The organism is Halomonas sp. JS92-SW72 (assembly GCF_003547075.1).
GTDB classification, from domain to species: domain Bacteria; phylum Pseudomonadota; class Gammaproteobacteria; order Pseudomonadales; family Halomonadaceae; genus Halomonas; species Halomonas alkalicola.
In genome coordinates, this window is sequence record NZ_CP032147.1 from 3645330 (window position 1) to 3663081 (window position 17752).

Annotated in this window: 12 protein-coding genes, 2 tRNA genes and 1 rRNA gene; 10 read left to right on the forward strand and 5 right to left on the reverse strand. The window is 68.0% G+C overall.

Annotated elements, in window-relative coordinates; all coding sequences use genetic code 11:
• Window positions 1–246: a YheV family putative zinc ribbon protein gene (locus D1793_RS17185; protein WP_110070272.1), complete on the reverse strand. Its 246-nt coding sequence runs from the start codon at window positions 244–246 to the stop codon at window positions 1–3.
• Window positions 247–294: 48 nt separating this feature from the next.
• On the reverse strand, window positions 295–2343 hold the full coding sequence (gene prlC, locus D1793_RS17190; protein WP_119023229.1) for an oligopeptidase A: 2049 nt from the start codon (window positions 2341–2343) through the stop codon (window positions 295–297).
• A gap of 139 nt (window positions 2344–2482) precedes the next feature.
• Between prlC and D1793_RS17195 the strand changes: the two genes are divergently transcribed.
• The 3 genes from D1793_RS17195 (at window position 2483) to D1793_RS17205 (ending at window position 5205) form a co-directional block, all read left to right on the forward strand.
• Entirely contained in the window at window positions 2483–3823 is a 1341-nt protein-coding gene (locus D1793_RS17195; RefSeq protein WP_119023230.1) for a sodium-dependent transporter, read from the forward strand.
• Between the two features lie 20 nt (window positions 3824–3843).
• Entirely contained in the window at window positions 3844–4395 is a 552-nt protein-coding gene (locus tag D1793_RS17200) for a gamma carbonic anhydrase family protein (protein WP_119023231.1), read from the forward strand.
• A gap of 138 nt (window positions 4396–4533) precedes the next feature.
• Entirely contained in the window at window positions 4534–5205 is a 672-nt protein-coding gene (locus D1793_RS17205; RefSeq protein WP_119023232.1) for a metal-dependent hydrolase, read from the forward strand.
• On the opposite strand, the gene D1793_RS17210 is transcribed toward D1793_RS17205, so the two are convergent.
• The 3 genes from D1793_RS17210 to D1793_RS17220 are packed head-to-tail and all read right to left on the reverse strand — an operon-like array spanning window position 5181 to window position 9242.
• Window positions 5181–6563 carry a sigma-54 dependent transcriptional regulator gene (locus D1793_RS17210; RefSeq protein WP_119023233.1) on the reverse strand — a complete coding sequence of 461 codons (1383 nt, stop codon included), beginning with the start codon at window positions 6561–6563 and terminating at the stop codon, window positions 5181–5183. The genes D1793_RS17205 and D1793_RS17210 overlap by 25 nt on opposite strands.
• Window positions 6556–8460 (reverse strand): ATP-binding protein, encoded by a 1905-nt coding sequence (locus D1793_RS17215; RefSeq protein ID WP_240407707.1) that lies wholly within the window; start codon window positions 8458–8460, stop codon window positions 6556–6558. Before D1793_RS17215 ends, D1793_RS17210 begins: the two co-directional genes overlap by 8 nt.
• A complete protein-coding gene (locus D1793_RS17220; protein ID WP_119023234.1) occupies window positions 8457–9242 on the reverse strand; it encodes a GntR family transcriptional regulator in 786 nt (261 codons plus the stop codon). Before D1793_RS17220 ends, D1793_RS17215 begins: the two co-directional genes overlap by 4 nt.
• 294 nt (window positions 9243–9536) lie before the next feature.
• Between D1793_RS17220 and D1793_RS17225 the strand changes: the two genes are divergently transcribed.
• The 7 genes from D1793_RS17225 to D1793_RS17255 all read left to right on the forward strand — a co-directional run bounded on the left by D1793_RS17225 (window position 9537) and on the right by D1793_RS17255 (window position 17718).
• Window positions 9537–10292, forward strand: a complete 756-nt coding sequence (locus D1793_RS17225; RefSeq protein ID WP_119023235.1) for a (Fe-S)-binding protein — start codon at window positions 9537–9539, stop codon at window positions 10290–10292.
• Window positions 10289–11758 (forward strand): LutB/LldF family L-lactate oxidation iron-sulfur protein, encoded by a 1470-nt coding sequence (locus tag D1793_RS17230; protein ID WP_119023236.1) that lies wholly within the window; start codon window positions 10289–10291, stop codon window positions 11756–11758. The genes D1793_RS17225 and D1793_RS17230 overlap by 4 nt, the downstream gene beginning before the upstream one ends.
• Entirely contained in the window at window positions 11755–12435 is a 681-nt protein-coding gene (locus tag D1793_RS17235; RefSeq protein ID WP_119023237.1) for a lactate utilization protein C, read from the forward strand. The genes D1793_RS17230 and D1793_RS17235 overlap by 4 nt, the downstream gene beginning before the upstream one ends.
• Complete coding sequence (locus D1793_RS17240) at window positions 12432–15284, forward strand: FAD-binding and (Fe-S)-binding domain-containing protein (protein ID WP_119023238.1); 2853 nt, start codon at window positions 12432–12434, stop codon at window positions 15282–15284. The genes D1793_RS17235 and D1793_RS17240 overlap by 4 nt, the downstream gene beginning before the upstream one ends.
• A gap of 560 nt (window positions 15285–15844) precedes the next feature.
• Window positions 15845–17383, forward strand: a 16S ribosomal RNA gene (locus D1793_RS17245).
• 97 nt (window positions 17384–17480) lie between these two features.
• A tRNA-Ile gene (locus D1793_RS17250) sits at window positions 17481–17557 on the forward strand.
• 85 nt (window positions 17558–17642) lie between these two features.
• Window positions 17643–17718 (forward strand) — tRNA-Ala (locus tag D1793_RS17255).
• Window positions 17719–17752 lie beyond the last annotated feature (34 nt).

The window sequence follows — 17752 nt, forward strand, 5'->3', positions numbered from 1 at the left end:
TCAGTGGCCCTTGGGGTCGAGGATCTTCACCGGCTGGAAGTCCTGGCGGCGCTGCTCCTCGCGGGCCTGGTTGACGCGGGTGGCCAGCTCCGGGGCGGCCTCGTCCTCGATGGGCAGCTGCTCGAAGAAGTCGCAGCTCACGCACTCCCGGTAGCGGATACCGTGCTGCTCCCAACTGCGGATGCGGTCCAGCTCGGCACAGCGCGGGCAGATCGCACCGGCGATAAAGCGTTTCTGGGCGGCCATGAGGGCTCCTGTCGGGCCCCGGCGGCGGGCCGGGGCAGGGTGAACGAATCAGGCGGCACGGATGCCGCTGTGGCGCAGCAACGGCTCGACGCTGGGCTCGCGGCCGCGGAAGGCGCGGAACAGCTCCGCGGCATCCCGGGCGCCGCCCTGCTCGAGGATCTCGGTGCGAAAGCGCCGGCCGGTCTCCGGGTCGAAGATACCCGCTTCCTCGAAGGCGCTCCAGGCGTCGGCGGAGAGCACCTCGGCCCACTTGTAGCTGTAGTAGCCCGCCGCATAGCCGCCGGCGAAGATATGGCTGAAGCCGTTCTGGAAGCGGTTGAATTCGGCCCGCGGCACCACCGAGACGGCGTCGCGCACGGCGTCGAGCAGCGCCTGGATCTCCGCCGCCGAGGGCGCGGCCAGCTGGTGGTGCAGGCGCAGGTCGAAGATCGAGAACTCCAGCTGGCGCACCATGCCCATGGCGGACTGGAAGTTCTTGGCTGCCTGCAGCTTCGCCAGCAGCTCGGCGGGCAGCGGCTCGCCGCTCTCGACGTGGCCGGCGATCAGGTCGAGGCCCTCGCGCTCCCAGCAGTAGTTCTCCATGAACTGGCTGGGCAGCTCCACGGCGTCCCAGGCCACCCCGTTGATGCCGGAGATGTCGGCAACGGTCTGCTGGGTCAGCATATGGTGCAGGCCGTGGCCGAACTCGTGGAACAGGGTGGTCACCTCGTCGTGGGTCAGCAGCGCCGGCCTGTCACCCACCGGGCGGGTGAAGTTGCAGGTCAGGTAGGCCACCGGCAGCTGCAGGGCCTCGCCCTCCAGGCGGCGCACCCGGCACTCGTCCATCCAGGCGCCGCCGCGCTTGCCTTCGCGGGCGTAGAGGTCGAGGTAGAAGCCGGCGATGGGCTCGCCCTGCTCGAGGATGCGGAAGAAGCGCACGTCCTGGTGGTAGCGCGGCGCCTGGTCGTCCTCGGCGAAGGTGACGCCGAACAGGCGCTCCACCACCTGGAAGAGACCCTCCACTACCCGGGGGGCGGGGAAGTAGGGGCGCAGCTGCTCCTGGGAGATGGCGTGGCGCGCCTCGCGCAGCTTCTCGCTGGCGAAGCCCACGTCCCAGGGGGCGAGCTCGCCCATGCCCAGTTCGTCCCGGGCGTAGGCCTCGAGCTCGGCGAACTCCTCCTTCGCCTGGGGCACGGCGCGGCGCGCCAGGTCCTCGAGGAACTCGAGCACCTGGGCCGGAGACTCGGCCATCTTGGTGGCCAGCGAATAGTCGGCGTAGGTGGCGAAGCCCAGCAGCTCGGCGAGCTCCCGGCGCAGTGCCAGGGTCTCCTCCATCACCGGGGCGTTGTCGTACTGGCCGGCCAGGGGCCCCTGGTCGGAGGCGCGGGTGACGAAGGCGGTATAGACCTCGCGGCGCAGCTCGCGATCCTCGGCGTAGGTCATCACCGGGAAGAAGCTCGGGAAGTCCAGGGTGATGCGGTAGCCGGCCTGGCCCTTGGCCTCGGCGTTGGCGCGCAGGGCGGCCAGTGCGCTCTCCGGCAGGCCGGCCAGGCGGGTCTCGTCGGCCAGGTCGAGGTGCCAGCCCTGGGTGGCGTCGAGCAGCTGGTTGGAGAAGGTGTTGCCGAGCTCGGAGAGGCGTGCCTTGATCTCGCCGTAGCGCTGCTTCTTCTCCGCCGGGAGGTCGACCCCGGCCAGGCGGAAGTCGCGCAGGGTGTTGTCCACGGCGCGGCGCTGTGCATCGTCGAGCGCCGCCCAGGCGGGGCCCTCCTTCAGGGCCTGCCAGGCGCGGAACAGCCCCTCGTGCTGCCCGAGCCAGGTGCTGTATTCGGAGAGCTTGCCCAGGCAGGCCTGGTAGGCCTCGCGCAGCTCGGGGCTGTTCATGGTGCCGTTGAGGTGGGAGACCGGCGACCAGGCCCGGGAGAGGCGGTCGTTGAGGGACTCCAGCGGTGCGGCCAGGCTCGCCCAGCTGGGGGGCTCGTCCCCGGCGCGGGCCACCAGCGCCTCGATGGCGGTGCGGTTCTCGGCCAGCAGCTCCTCGATGGCCGGCACCACGTGCTCGGGACGGATCGCATCGAAGGGGGGAAGCTCATGGGGGTCGAGCAGCGGGTTGCGGGACATGCGCACCTCGGGGGTCGGAAAAGTGTAATGACGCTTAGATGCGGGCACCGGGCCCGGGTTTCAATGCAGGTGTTTGGCCGGCAGGGGCGGGCCTGCTAGGCTTGCCGCCTTTCACGATGGCCCGGCAGGAGGGCAGACCATGAACGAGACCCTGGAGCGCTGGAGCACGCGGCGCGCCTTTATCCTGGCGGTGACCGGTGCCGCCGTGGGGCTGGGCAACATCTGGCGGTTTCCCTACATCACCGGCGAGAACGGCGGCGCCGCCTTCCTGCTGCTCTATATCGGCTTCGTGCTGCTGCTCGGCCTGCCGGTGATGATGGCAGAGATCATGGTCGGCCGCGCGGGCCGGCGCAGCCCGGTGCAGTCACTGGGCCACCTGGCCGCCCAGGCCGGGGCCAGCCGCCACTGGCGGCTGCTGGGGCTGTTCGGCGCCTTCACGGTGTTCTGCATCCTCTCCTTCTACTCGGTCGTCTCCGGCTGGTCCATCGAGTTTCTGGTCACCGCCATCAACGGAGGCTTCGTCGGCGCCGCCCCCGCCGAGATCGGCGCCGGCTTCGATGCCTTCCTGGCCGACCCCGCCAGGATGACCTTCAACCACACCCTGTTCCTGGCCATGACCATGCTGGTGGTGGCCGCCGGCGTGGCCAAGGGGCTGGAGCGCCTCAACAACCTGCTGATGCCGCTGCTCTACCTGCTGCTGCTGCTGCTGGCCGGCTATGCCGCCACCACCGAGGGCTTCGGCCCCGCCCTGGCCTGGCTCTTCATGCCGGATCTCTCGGCGGTGACCCCGCTGGTGGTGATGCACGCCATGGGCCACGCCTTCTTCACCCTGGCGGTGGGGGCCTGCGCGCTGATGGCCTATGGCGCCTACATGCCGGACCAGCAGAGCCTGCCGCGGGCCGCTGGCGCCGTGGCGGTGCTGGACGTCTCGGTGGCGCTGCTGGCCGGCATCGCCATCTTCTCGGTGGTCTTCGCCCAGGGCATGGACCCGGGCGAGGGGCCGGGGCTGATGTTCGTCACCCTGCCCATCGCCTTCGCTCAGCTGCCCTGGGGGGCGCTGTGGCTGAGCATCTTCTTCCTGCTGCTGCTGCTGGCCACCTGGACCTCGTCGATCAACCTGGCCGAGCCCATGGTGGCGACCCTCCAGGGCATCGGCCTCAAGCGCGGCCAGGCGGCGGCTCTGGTGGGGCTCGCCGTCTGGCTGGTGGGCCTGCTCACGGTGCTCTCCTTCTCGACCCTGGCGGAGTGGCGCCCGCTGTTCGGCATGAACGCCTTCGAACTGGTCAGCACCATTCCGCCGGAGATCTTCCTGCCCCTCGGGGGCCTCTTGATCGCCATCTTCGCTGCCTGGGTGATGCCCGAGGCGGCGGCCCGCCGGGCGCTCGGCGTGGGGCCCGGGGGCTTTACCCTGTGGCGTGGCCTGGTGCGCTGGGTCGCGATTCCGCTGACGCTGGTAGTATTGGTGGCCGGCCTGGCCTGAACCGACACGAGGATTTCACGATGAGCGAGACGACGGCGATCCGAGCCTGGAAGGGCACCACCCCCACCCTGGGCGAGCGGGTCTATGTGGACCCCGCCAGCCTGGTGCTGGGCGACGTGACCCTGGGCGACGACAGCTCGGTGTGGCCCATGGCGGTGGTGCGCGGCGACATGCACCGCATCCGCATCGGCGCGCGTACCAGCGTGCAGGACGGCAGCGTGCTGCACATCACCCACGCCAGCGACTTCAACCCCGGCGGGTTCCCGCTGACCATCGGCGACGATGTCACCATCGGCCACAAGGCGATCCTCCACGGGGCCACCCTGGGCAGCCGCATCCTGGTGGGCATGGGCGCCATCGTCATGGACGGCGCCGTGGTGGAGGATGAGGTGATCATCGCCGCCGGGGCCGTGGTGACCCCGGGCAAGCGCCTGGAGAGCGGCTACGTCTACGCCGGCAACCCGGCCAAGGCGCTGCGCCCGCTCAAGGAGAAGGAGCGCGCCTTCTTCCCCTATACCGCCGGCAACTATGTCCGGCTCAAGGACGAGTACCTGGCGGCGATGGGCGCTTAGCGGGCCTAACCCGGTCCAAGGGGCGGTTGCGACGCCGAAATACCTTCCTAACCCATTGTTTCGCCATGCCGTGACGCGCGATAATCTGGTGATTTATCCAGTGCATATTTCTCCAGTACATCGAGGGCTCGCCCCGGCATGGCCGATTTCCGCACCCATCTTGGCGTGGCCGCCGCCGGCGGTGCCGTGGTCGCCCATGGCGGCTGGCAGGCGGGCCTGTGGACGGCCTGGGAGGCCCTGCCGATGCTGGCGCTGGTGACCTTCGGCGGCATCCTGCCCGATATCGACGCCGACCGTTCCAAGGCGATCCGGCTGATCTTCAACCTGCTGGCGGTGCCCGGGGTGGTGGCCGGCGCCCTGCTGCTGCAGGGGCGGCTCGACGCCGGCGGCCTGCTGCTGGCGTGCGGGGCGATCTATCTCGGCGTGCGCTACCTGGCCGGGGCCCTCTTCTCGCGTTTCACCGTGCATCGCGGCCTGTGGCACTCGCTGCTGGCGGCCGCCCTGTGCGGCCTGATCAGCGTAGCGGTGAGCCAGCGGCTCTTCGCCCAGCCCGATACCCTGGCCTGGGCCCACGGGCTGGCGGTGGCGCTGGGCTTCGTCATCCACCTGCTGCTCGACGAGCTCTACAGCGTCGACCTCACCGGGGCGCGCATCAAGCGCTCCTTCGGCACCGCCCTCAAGCCCTTCGACTGGCGCTCGCCGGGCAACTCCCTGGTGATGCTGCTGGCGGCGGTCAACCTGCTGCCCTGGTTGCCCCCGCTGGCGCCGCTGTGGGCGCTGCTGGCTCAGGGCGCGGCGCTCTGGCGGTAGTCCTCGGCCTTGAGGCCGTACTTCCTGAGCTTGTCGTAGAGGGTCTTGCGGGGCAGGCCGAGCTGCTCGGCCACCTCGGTGACCCGGCCGCGCTGACGCGCCAGGGCCTGGTCGATCAGGCTCTTCTCGAACAGTTCCACCTGCTGGGGCAGGGGCAGCTCGCCGGCCTCGCTCTCGGCGCCCTCGAGCAGCGCCTGCAGCCGGTAGTCGAAGGCGGCGCCGAGCAGCACGTAGCGCTCGGCGAGGTTGCGCAGTTCGCGCACGTTGCCTGGCCAGTCGTGGGCCAGCAGGGCGCTGATGCCGGCGGCGTCCAGGGGCGGTGCCTCGAGGCCGCTGCGGTTGGCGGCCACCACCGCGAAGTGCTGGAAGAGCAGCGGGATGTCCTCACGGCGCTCGCGCAGCGGCGGGATCGGCAGGGTCACCACGTTGAGCCGGTAGTAGAGGTCCTCGCGGAACTCGCCGGCCTCGGCGGCGGCCTTGAGGTCGACCTTGGTGGCGGCAATCACCCGGATGTCCAGGGGCACCGGGACGTTGGAGCCGAGCCGCTCCACGCTGCGCTCCTGCAGCACCCGCAGCAGCTTGACCTGCAGCGAGAGCGGCATCGACTCGATCTCGTCCAGGAAGACGGTGCCACCGTCGGCGTGTTCGAACTTGCCGATCCGCCGCTCCACCGCGCCGGTGAAGGCGCCCTTCTCGTGGCCGAACAGCTCCGACTCGATGGTGCTCTCGGGCACCGCACCGCAGTTGATGGCCACGAAGGGGCGGCTGGCGCGGCGGCTGCGCTCATGGATGGCGCGGGCCACCAGGTCCTTGCCGGCACCGGTCTCGCCGAAGAGCAGCACGTCGGCCTCCACCTGGCTGATGCGCTGCACCATGGAGGCGAGCCGCTGGATGGCCGGGGTGCGCCCCACCAGCCGCGGGCCCAGGGCCGACTGCTGGGCCTCCAGCTCCGCCTTGAGCTCGCGGTTCTCCAGGCTGAGCCGACGCTTCTCCACGCCGCGGCGCACCACCTCCACCAGCCGCTCGGCGGCGAAGGGCTTCTCGAGGAAGTCCCAGGCCCCCTCGCGCATCGCCTCCACCGCGGTGGAGATGTCGCCGTGGCCGGTGATCAGGATCACCGGCAGGTCCGGGTCGCGCAGCCGGACCTCGCGCAGCAGCGCCATGCCGTCCATGCCGGGCATGCGGATGTCGCTGACCACCACGCCGGGAAAGTCCGGGGCCAGCTGTTCAAGGGCCGCCTCGGCGCTGGCATGGGGCTCGGGGGCATAGCCGGCAAGCTCCAGGGTCTGGCCGGCGGTGATCCGCAGATGGGGTTCGTCATCGATGATCATCACCGGGATGGCGGCCGGGTCATGCATGGGGGAGGCTCTCCTGATCGGGCTGGGCGTTCACGGTGCGCCGGCCTTCGTCGCGGGGCAGCCGAATGGTGAAGAGGGCGCCGCCCTCGGGGCGGTTGGCGGCACTCAGGCGCCCGCCCAGGTCGTCGACGATCCTCGAGGAGATCGACAGGCCTAGCCCGAGCCCCTTGCCGGATGACTTGGTGGTGAAGAAGGGTTCGAAGATGCGGGTCAGGTTCTCCTCGGCGATCCCCGGCCCGTTGTCGGCCACCCCCAGCACCACCCGGTCGTCCCACACCTCGACGCTCAGCTCGAGGCGCGGGGCAGGGGTGTCGGCCATGGCCTGCAGGGCGTTGCCGATCAGATTGACCAGCACCTGCTCGAGGCGCACCAGGTCGGCGCGCACCCAGGCCTCCTGGTCGGGCCAGCGGCGGATCACCTCCACGTCGCTGTCGCGCAGCCGGGTCTGGAACAGTCGCAGGGCGTAGTCGAAGCAGGCGACGGGGGAGACGGCGGTGAGCGTCTCGCCGCTCTTGCGCGAGAACTGGCGCAGCTGGGCGCTGATCTCCGACATTCGTGCGGTCAGTTCGACGATCTGCTCGAGGTTGAGGTCGACGCTCTCCAGGCGCTGGCGGGCCAGGAAGGTGCGGGCGTTCTCGGCATAGGCGCGGATCGCCGCCAGGGGCTGGTTGAGCTCGTGATTGATGCCGGCGGCCAGCTGGCCGAGCACGGCGAGCTTGGCGGCCTGGATCAGCTCGTCGCGGGTCTGGCGCAGGCTCTCCTCGGCGCGCCGGCGCTCGTCGATCTCGGCGGAGAGTCGGCGGTTGGTCTCCAGCAGGTCCCGGGTGCGGCGCTCGACGTTGCGCTCCAGCTCGTCCCGGGCGCGGGCCAGGGTCTGGCGCTCGCGCTCGGCGAACTGCTCGCGTTCGCGGCGCAGGCGCAGGCGCTGCCAGCCGATGCCGCCGCCCAGCAGCACGATGCCGTAGAGCCCGCCGGCCAGCAGCGCCGAGACCCATTGGGCCTGGATCACCGGGCTCACCGACTTGAGGATATGCATCTCCCAGCCGAACTCCTCCAGGGGGCGGGAGACGGCCAGATAGCGGGGGCCGGACAGGGGCCCTCCGCGGAAGCCCACCAGGCGGGTGCGCTCGCCGCGGCGCTCGAGCAGCTCGACCCCGGAGTGGGTCAGGGGCTCATCCGCGTAGCGACGAGTGGCCAGCAGCGCCTGGCGCTCCTCCTCGGAGAGCGGGTGCAGGGAGGTCATGCGCAGCTCTTCCCGGCTGGCCATGAAGATGATCTCGTCCTCGTCGGTGACCAGCAGCTCGGCGTCCTGGTCGGCCCAGCTCTCCTCGACCTCATCCAGCAGCACCTTGATCACCATCACGCCGTCGGGGCTCGAGTCGGGCTGGGTGTCGTCCAGCCAGACCGGCGCGGAGAAGTAGTAGCCGCGCTCCAGCGATTGCACGCCGAGGCCGTAGAAGCGCCCCTGGCCGCCGGCGATGGCGTCGGTGTAGTAGCTGCGAAAGGCGTAGTTCTGGCCGATGAAGGTGTTGGGCAGGTGCCAGTTGCTGGCGGCCAGGGTGTCGGCATGGCGGTCGAGCAGGTAGACGTCCGAGACGTCGGCGGTGGCCCGGAAGCGGTCCAGCAGCAGGTTGAGGGGCATGGCGTCCTGGCTATGGGGGGAGGCCAGGAAGCGCTGTACCCCTTCGCGGGTGGCGAGCAGCTGCGGCAGGTAGTCGTGGCGGGACAGGTGGCCGATCAGGCCCGCCGCCGAGAGGCGCAGCTCGTTCTCGGCGTCCTGCTCGAGGGTCTGCAGCGCCTGGTCCCGGGCCACCTGGGCCGCCTGCCACATCACCAGGGCCAGCCCCAGGGGGGCGGCCAGCAGCAGCAGGGCCCGCCAGTGTCGAGGGCGTCTCACGAGGCGGCTTCTCGCCGCGTGGCGGGCATCGCCTGGGCGCGGCGCAGGGCGCGCTGGGCGCGGGTCTCGGCCCGGGCCAGCTCCAGCAGCCCCTCCTCCACGTAGACCAGGTGCTCATGGGCGCGGTCCCGGGCGTCCTCGGCGCGTCCTTCGAGGATGGCGTCGAGCAGGGCGCGGTGCTGGGCCATCAGCTTCGGGCGCGACTCGGGGTTCTCGAAGAGGTGGGCCAGGTTGTCGACGATGCTGCGCTCCAGCAGGTGGAAGATGCCGCGTATGGTATGCAGCAGCAGCACGTTGTGGGCCGCTTCGGCGATGGCCAGGTGGAAGGCGGCATCGGCCTTGGCCTCGCGCACCGGGTCCTTGCCCTGGAAGCAGGCGTCCAGCTCCTCGAAGCGCTTGATCAGCAGCGCCCGATCGGTGGGGGTGGAGCGTAGCGCCGCGTAGTAGGCGGAGATGCCCTCCATGGCGTCGCGAAACTCGAGCAGGTCGAGATGGAACTCGCCGTGGCGAGAGAGCATCTCCAGAATGGGGTCGCTGTAGCCGCTGGTGAGCGACGCGGAGACGAAGGTGCCGCCGCCCTGGCGGCTGATCAGCAGCCCGCGGGCGGAGAGCTTCTGGATCGCCTCGCGCAGCGAGGGGCGGGAGACGCCGAACTGCTCGGCCAGCTCCCGCTCCGGGGGCAGGCGCTGCCCGGGCTTGAGGCTGCCCTCGAGGATCATCGCCTCGATTCGCTCGGTGAGCACATCGGCGAGGCGGGGTTGGCGTACGGGTTGATAGGCCATGGGGGGAACTCCGGATCGATGGTGCCGGTGTCAGGGTACGACATTGAATTGGTAATACCAATATCTCCGCTTCGGCGCCGCACGGGAGGGCGTCATTTTCCTTCCGGCTTTCAGTAGGTTGCCGAGGGGGGCAAATGTCCCACTACCAAAGTATAGCGCCGCGGGGCAGGAAAAAGGCCCGCCCAGGTTTGACACTGTCGGGGTGCCCCTCCTAAGGTGCGCTCATTCGTCTGCTGTAAATTGGTTTGACCAATTCATTCAGCGCCGCCGTCCTGTCTGACGAGGATTCTGCCGATGACGCCAGTCAAGTGCTACCCGCCCAGGCCGGAGAAGGTCTACTTCTTCGGTACCTGCCTGATCGACCTCTTCTATCCTGAAGCCGGCCTGGACGGGATTCGCCTGCTGGAACGGGAGGGCATCGAGGTGCTCTTTCCTCAGGACCAGACCTGCTGCGGCCAGCCGGCCTACACCTCCGGCTACCAGGAGGAGGCGCGGGCGGTGGCGGCGGCACAGCTCGGCCTCTTCCCCGAGCCCTGGCCGATCATCGTGCCCTCCGGCTCCTGCGGCGGCATGATGCGCACCCACTATCTGCAGCTCTTCGCCGGCACCCCCCACGAGGCGAAGGCCAGCGAGGTGGCCGGACGCATCTACGAGCTGACCGAGTTCCTGGTGCATGTCTGCCACCTGAAGCTGGAGGATCGCGGTGCGCCCGAGAAGGTCGCCATGCACACCTCCTGCAGCGCACGCCGCGAGATGGGCCTGGCCGAGACCGGCCCGGCGCTGCTGGCCCAGCTCGGCCAGGTGGAGCTGGTCGAGCAGGCGCGTGCCGCCGAGTGCTGCGGCTTCGGCGGCACCTTCGCCGTGCGCCACCCGGAGGTCTCCGCCGCCATGGTGGAGGACAAGACCCTGGCCATCGAGGCGGCCGGGGCCGAGCGCTTCGTCACCTCCGACTGCGGCTGCCTGATGAACATCGGCGGGCGCTTCGCGCACCAGAAGAAGGTCGTGAAGGGCGAGCACATCGCCAGCTACCTGTGGCGGAGAACCTCATGAGCGTGCAGACATTCACTCCCCGGGAGTTTCACCGCCAGGCCCATGACGCCCTGGGCAACCCGCAGATTCGCGGCAACTTCCGCCGCGCCATGGACGGCCTGATGGCCAAACGCCGCGACGCCTTCGCGGACTGGGACCTCGAGACCCTGCGCGAGCTGGGTGCCAACATCCGCCTGCGGGCGCTGGCCAGGCTGCCCGACCTGCTGGAGCAGCTGGAGGCCAACTGCCAGGCCAACGGCATCCGGGTGCACTGGGCCGAGAATGGCGAGGAGGCATGTCGCATCATCCGCGAGATCTGCGAGTCCCACGGTGCCAGGTCGGTGATCAAGGGCAAGTCCATGGTCTCCGAGGAGATGCACCTCAACGCCCACCTCGAGGCGGCGGGTATCGAGGCGCTGGAGTCGGACCTCGGCGAGTACCTGGTGCAGCTCAACGAGCAGACCCCCTCCCATATCATCATGCCGGCGATCCATCTCAACACCGATGAGATCTCCGAGATCATGCACGAGAAGACCGGCACCGAGCGCACCCGGGACGTCGACTACATGACCGCGGCGGCACGCCAGCAGCTGCGCGAGCGCTTCATGGGCGCCGACGTGGGCATCTCCGGGGTCAATTTCGCGGTGGCCGAGACCGGCACCCTGTGCCTGGTGGAGAACGAGGGCAACGGGCGCATGACCACCACGGTGCCGCCGGTGCATATCGCCGTGACCGGCATCGAGAAGGTGGTCGAGCACCTGCGCGATGTGCCGCCGCTCTATGCGCTGCTGACCCGCTCCGCCACCGGCCAGCACGTCACCACCTACTTCAACATGATCAGCTCGCCGCGGAAGGCGGGCGAGCACGATGGGCCGAAGGAGGTGCATCTGGTGCTGGTGGACAGCGGCCGTTCCCGTATCTATCAGGACGACGAGCTGCTCGACACCCTGCGCTGCATCCGCTGCGGCGCCTGCATGAACCACTGCCCGGTCTACACCCGGGTGGGCGGCCACACCTATGGCACCACCTACCCGGGCCCCATCGGCAGCATCCTCTCCCCGCACATGATGGGGCTGGAGGAGACGAAGGACCTGCCCACGGCGTCGACCCTGTGTGGCGCCTGCGGCGAGGTCTGCCCGGTGAAGATCCCGATCCCCGACCTGCTGGTGCGTCTGCGCCGGGAGGCGGTGGGCGAGGGGCGCGGCAACGTGCCCGGCGCCGGTATCAAGCGCACCCGCAAGGAGGTCGCCGCCTGGAAGGGCTTCCAGTGGCTGGCCACCCATCCCGGCGCCTGGCGCAGCGGTACCGCCCTGGCCGGCAAGCTCAAGGCGCTGATGCCCTCGAAGCTGGGCGCCTGGAGCGACTACCGTGTCGCCCCGGTGCCCGCCGGCAGCTCCCTGCATGCGCTGATGAAGCGGCGCCAGGCCAGCAGGTCCTCGACCGATCCGTCCCGCACCGAGGTAACCCATGAGGAGAAGCGCCGATGAGTGCCCGCGATGCCATTCTCAAGCGCCTGCGCGAGCGCACCGACGGCCCCCTGAGCGCCCCCGAGAGCGATTTCTCCGTGGTCACCCGGCGCGGCTGGAGCCTCGATGAACGCCTGGACCGCTTCGAGCGGTGCATCACCTCGGTCCACGGCGAGGTGATCCACACCGCCCGCGTGAGCTGGACCGAGGCCCTGGCCCGGGTGCTGGTCGGCAAGGGCGTGCGCCGGCTGGCGCTGGGCCGCGAGCACCCGGTGGCCATCGAGGCCCGCCAGGCGCTGGCCGATGCCGAGGTCGAGCTGGTCGACGTCGACCGCGATATCGAGGGCTGGCAGCAGGAGCAGTTCGAGCGCGTCGATGCCGGCCTGACCTCGACTCGCGGCGCCATCGCCGAGACCGGTAGCCTGTGGCTCTGGCCGACCCCCGACGAGCCGCGCCTCATCAGCCTGGTGCCGCCGCTGCATATTGCGGTGTTGGATGCCGACACCCTCGAGGACACCTTCTTCGACGTGGTGGAGGCCCACGGCTGGGCCAGCGGCATGCCCACCAATGCGCTGCTGATCTCCGGGCCCAGCAAGACCGCCGATATCGAGCAGACCCTGGCCTATGGGGTCCACGGCCCGCGCGAGCTGGTGGTGATCGTGCGCCATGACCAGGCTTCGGCCCGGGAGGGGTCATGAGCACTGGTCTGGCCGAGCGCATTCAGGCGCTCAAGGCGGCGCTGGCCGAGACCCTTCCCGCCGAGCGGCTGATCGATGACCCCCTGCGCACCCTGGCCTACGGCACCGACGCCAGCTTCTATCGGCTGATACCCAAGCTGGTGGTGCGCCCCGAGAGCGAGGCCGAGCTGCAGCGGGTGCTGGCCGAGTGCCGCACCCGTGGCGTGCCGGTGACCTTCCGGGCTGCCGGCACCTCGCTCTCCGGCCAGGCGGTGACCGACTCGGTGCTGATCCAGCTAGGCCGCGGCTGGCGCGGCCACGAGATCCTCGACGCCGGGCGGGCGATCCGCCTGCAGCCCGGGGTGATCGGTGCCCGGGCCAACCAGCTGCTGGCGCCCTTCGGGCGCAAGATCGGGCCGGATCCGGCCTCGATCAACAGCTGCATGATCGGCGGCATCGCCGCCAACAACGCCTCGGGCATGTGCTGCGGCACCGCCCAGAACAGCTATCGCACGGTGCGCGACCTGCGCGTGATCCTGGCCGACGGCACCCTGCTGGATACCGCCGACCCGGCCAGTCGCGAGGCCTTCCGCCGCTCCCACGCCGGGCTGGTCGAGGGCCTCGAGCGCCTCTCGGCCGAGACCCGCGCCAACGAGGCCCTCGCCGAGAGGATTCGCCACAAGTACCGGCTGAAGAACACCACCGGCTATGCCCTCAACAGCCTGGTCGACTTCGAGGATGGCATCGAGATCCTCAAGCACCTGATGATCGGCTCCGAGGGCACCCTGGGCTTTATCAGCACCATCACCTACGACAGCGTGGTAGACGAGCCCTGCAAGGCGGCGGCGCTGGCCTTCTTTCCCGACATGGCGACCACCTGTCGCGCCACCATCGCGCTCAAGCCCTCGCCGGTCTCCGCGGTGGAGTTGATGGACCGTGCCGCCCTGCGCTCGGTGCAGGACAAGCCCGGCATGCCGGAGTCCCTGCGCACCCTCCCCGACGGAGCCGCGGCGCTGCTGATCGACGTGCGCGGCCACGACGAGGCGGACCTCGAGTCGCGCATGGCAGAGGTGCAGGCGAGCCTGGAGGGCATCCGTACCCTGGAGCCGGTCACCTTCACTCGCGAGCCGGCCACCTACGAACTCTACTGGAAGATCCGCAAGGGGCTCTTCCCGGCGGTGGGCGCGGTGCGCGATACCGGCACCACGGTGATCATCGAGGACGTGGCCTTCCCCGTTGAGCGCCTCGATGAGGGCGTGCTGGCGCTGACCGATGTCTTCCATCGCCATGGCTACCCGGAGACGATCCTCTTCGGCCACGCCCTGGAGGGCAACCTGCACTTCGTCTTCCCCCAGGGGTTCGAGAAGCCCGGCGAGGTCGAGCGCTACCAGGGGCTGATGGACGAGGTCGCCCAGCTGGTGGGCGTCGAGTACGGCGGCTCGCTCAAGGCCGAGCACGGGACCGGGCGCAACATGGCCCCCTATGTGGAGCTGGAGTGGGGTCCCGAGGCCTATGCCCTGATGTGGGAGATCAAGGCGCTGTTCGACCCCGAGAACCTGCTCAATCCCGAGGTGATTCTCAGCCGTAACCCCACCCTGCATCTGGAGAACCTCAAGCCGCTGCCGGCCGCTCACGAGATCGTCGACAAGTGCATCGAGTGCGGCTTCTGCGAACACGTCTGTCCGTCGAAGGATCTCACCCTGACGCCGCGCCAGCGCATCGTCATCGCCCGCGAGATGGCCCGCCTCGAGGCGCTGGGCGAGACGGCCAGCGGCGAGGAGGCCGAGCGCCTGGCCGCGCTGCGTGCCGATTACGGCTATGCCGGCGACGAGACCTGTGCCGCCGATGGCCTCTGTGCCACCCAGTGCCCGGTGGGCATCAATACTGGCGACCTGGTGCGCGAGCTGCGCCATGAACGGCTGGCGAGCCGTGCCGGCCTCGCCAAGCGGGTGGGTCGCCACTTCTCCGGTGCGACCCGCCTGGCGCGGGGCGTCTTGAACGTCGCCGGGGCGACAAGCCGCGTGCTCGGCGATGACCTGATGGAGAAGGCCAGCGGCGGGGCGCGCCGCCTGAGCGGCGGGCGCCTGCCCCAGTGGACGCCGGCGCTGCCCCAGGCCGCGCCGGTACGCGTGCTGAAGCAGCCACCGTCCGGCCAGGGCCGCGACAAGGTCGTCTATCTGCCCAGCTGTGCGACCCGGGTGTTCGGCGCCAGCCGCCAGGATGACGAGGAGACGCGCTCGGCGATGGAGATCACCCTGGCGCTGCTCGAGCGGGCCGGCTACGAGGTGATCATTCCCGAGATGTTCGGTCACCTCTGCTGCGGCATGGCCTTCAACTCCAAGGGGCAGTTCGAGGAGGCGACCCACAAGGCGCGGGAGCTCAATCGCGAACTGCTGGTGGCGAGCCAGAACGGCCGCTATCCGATCCTGATGGACACCAGCCCCTGCGTGCTGCACCTGCAGGCGCGCCTGGACAAGCGGCTGGTGGTCAGCGAGCCGGTGGCTTTTGCCCATGATCACCTGCTGGATCGCCTCTCCCTGGTCCCGCTGGACGAGAGGGTCGCGGTCCATGTGACCTGCTCGAGCACGCACATGGGCCTCGGCGAGAAGATGGTGGCCCTGGCCCGCGCCTGCGCACGGGAGGTGGTGGTGCCCACCGAGATCACCTGCTGTGGCTTCGCCGGCGACAAGGGCTTCACCACGCCGGAGCTGAACGCCTCGGCGCTGGCGGGACTCGCCGACCAGGTGAAGGGGTGCAGTGCCGGCTACTCCAACTCGCGAACCTGCGAGATCGGGCTGGCGCGACATGGCGCCATTCCCTATCGCTCCATCCTCTCCCTGCTGGATCGGGCGAGCCGAGCGGGCGCCTGACACTTTTTTATCAAAAGGGCTTGCCCCGGGCCGGGGGAAGCCGTAAAGTACGCATCCGCTGCCGGTGACCAGCAAGGTTGCAGGCGGTAACAGGTGGTAGAAGTGGTTGTTCTGCTTGGGGTTTTTGAAAGTTTCGAAAATCTTCTCGCTTGACACTCACCGCGGATTCGGTAGAATGCGCACCACTGGATTCGCAGTCGCCTCGGCAGCATGGGGCGGGCAGTCAGCGGAGATCGGATGGGGTGCTGAGCACCGCCCATCGCCGCTTGACATGCTGAAGCGAATCGGTATAATACGCCTTCCTCGCAGGGCGCTGGCGACAGAGAGTTCACTCTCAGCGACAGCAAGCGAGACGCTCCACTCGGATGCCGAGACGGGAGCCGCTCTTTAACAATCGATCAGGTAATTCATGTGGGCGCTTGTCGATGTGTCGGTGACCAGTCGCTGAAACATCAAGGCAAGCGACTCGTCAAAGATCCTCGGATCTTTTTGAGAACGTTTGAACCTTGAGCCAAGTTTGGTCCGCTTCCTTCATTGAAGGGTAAGGACTATATGATCTTAAACTGAAGAGTTTGATCATGGCTCAGATTGAACGCTGGCGGCAGGCCTAACACATGCAAGTCGAGCGGCAGCACGGGAAGCTTGCTTCCTGGTGGCGAGCGGCGGACGGGTGAGTAATGCATAGAAATCTGCCCGGTAGTGGGGGATAACCTGGGGAAACCCAGGCTAATACCGCATACGTCCTACGGGAGAAAGCAGGGGCTCTTCGGACCTTGCGCTATCGGATGAGTCTATGTCGGATTAGCTTGTTGGTGAGGTAATGGCTCACCAAGGCGACGATCCGTAGCTGGTCTGAGAGGATGATCAGCCACATCGGGACTGAGACACGGCCCGAACTCCTACGGGAGGCAGCAGTGGGGAATATTGGACAATGGGCGAAAGCCTGATCCAGCCATGCCGCGTGTGTGAAGAAGGCCTTCGGGTTGTAAAGCACTTTCAGTGGGGAAGAAAGCCTTGGGGCTAATACCCTCGAGGAAGGACATCACCCACAGAAGAAGCACCGGCTAACTCCGTGCCAGCAGCCGCGGTAATACGGAGGGTGCGAGCGTTAATCGGAATTACTGGGCGTAAAGCGCGCGTAGGCGGTCTGATAAGCCGGTTGTGAAAGCCCCGGGCTCAACCTGGGAACGGCATCCGGAACTGTCAGGCTAGAGTGCAGGAGAGGAAGGTAGAATTCCCGGTGTAGCGGTGAAATGCGTAGAGATCGGGAGGAATACCAGTGGCGAAGGCGGCCTTCTGGACTGACACTGACGCTGAGGTGCGAAAGCGTGGGTAGCAAACAGGATTAGATACCCTGGTAGTCCACGCCGTAAACGATGTCGACTAGCCGTTGGGCTCCTTGAGAGCTTTGTGGCGCAGTTAACGCGATAAGTCGACCGCCTGGGGAGTACGGCCGCAAGGTTAAAACTCAAATGAATTGACGGGGGCCCGCACAAGCGGTGGAGCATGTGGTTTAATTCGATGCAACGCGAAGAACCTTACCTACCCTTGACATCGTGCGAACTTTCCAGAGATGGATTGGTGCCTTCGGGAACGCACAGACAGGTGCTGCATGGCTGTCGTCAGCTCGTGTTGTGAAATGTTGGGTTAAGTCCCGTAACGAGCGCAACCCTTGTCCTTATTTGCCAGCGCGTAATGGCGGGAACTCTAAGGAGACTGCCGGTGACAAACCGGAGGAAGGTGGGGACGACGTCAAGTCATCATGGCCCTTACGGGTAGGGCTACACACGTGCTACAATGGCCGGTACAAAGGGTTGCGAAGCCGCGAGGTGGAGCTAATCCCGAAAAGCTGGTCTCAGTCCGGATCGGAGTCTGCAACTCGACTCCGTGAAGTCGGAATCGCTAGTAATCGTGAATCAGAATGTCACGGTGAATACGTTCCCGGGCCTTGTACACACCGCCCGTCACACCATGGGAGTGGACTGCACCAGAAGTGGGTAGCCTAACTTAGGAGGGCGATCACCACGGTGTGGTTCATGACTGGGGGGAAGTCGGAACAAGGTAGCCGTAGGGGAACCTGCGGCTGGATCACCTCCTTATCGACCACGTCCCGACACGCGGCAAGTGCTCACAATGAATTACCTGATCGACCAGAGCAAAAGACTGTTTGGGTCGCGGACCCAGTGGTTGGAAGCCGGGTCTGTAGCTCAGTTGGTTAGAGCGCACCCCTGATAAGGGTGAGGTCGGCAGTTCAAATCTGCCCAGACCCACCAAATTTGCGTGATACCGCGTTGCTCCGATACTCGCATAGCAGGCTATGCGTCGCATCGAAGCGCCTTGTCTCACACAAATTGCCTCGGGGCCATAGCTCAGCTGGGAGAGCGCCTGCCTTGCACGCAGGAGGTCAGCGGTTCGATCCCGCTTGGCTCCACCATCCTCGCCCACCACAGTCATTACCTGATCGGATC

Coding starts and splice junctions, on each gene's coding strand:
- D1793_RS17185 (WP_110070272.1), bottom strand. CDS start 246: ATGGCCGCCCAGAAACGCTTTATCGCCGGTGCGATCTGCCCGCGCTGT.
- prlC (WP_119023229.1), bottom strand. CDS start 2,343: ATGTCCCGCAACCCGCTGCTCGACCCCCATGAGCTTCCCCCCTTCGAT.
- D1793_RS17195 (WP_119023230.1), top strand. CDS start 2,483: ATGAACGAGACCCTGGAGCGCTGGAGCACGCGGCGCGCCTTTATCCTG.
- D1793_RS17200 (WP_119023231.1), top strand. CDS start 3,844: ATGAGCGAGACGACGGCGATCCGAGCCTGGAAGGGCACCACCCCCACC.
- D1793_RS17205 (WP_119023232.1), top strand. CDS start 4,534: ATGGCCGATTTCCGCACCCATCTTGGCGTGGCCGCCGCCGGCGGTGCC.
- D1793_RS17210 (WP_119023233.1), bottom strand. CDS start 6,563: ATGCATGACCCGGCCGCCATCCCGGTGATGATCATCGATGACGAACCC.
- D1793_RS17220 (WP_119023234.1), bottom strand. CDS start 9,242: ATGGCCTATCAACCCGTACGCCAACCCCGCCTCGCCGATGTGCTCACC.
- D1793_RS17225 (WP_119023235.1), top strand. CDS start 9,537: ATGACGCCAGTCAAGTGCTACCCGCCCAGGCCGGAGAAGGTCTACTTC.
- D1793_RS17230 (WP_119023236.1), top strand. CDS start 10,289: ATGAGCGTGCAGACATTCACTCCCCGGGAGTTTCACCGCCAGGCCCAT.
- D1793_RS17235 (WP_119023237.1), top strand. CDS start 11,755: ATGAGTGCCCGCGATGCCATTCTCAAGCGCCTGCGCGAGCGCACCGAC.
- D1793_RS17240 (WP_119023238.1), top strand. CDS start 12,432: ATGAGCACTGGTCTGGCCGAGCGCATTCAGGCGCTCAAGGCGGCGCTG.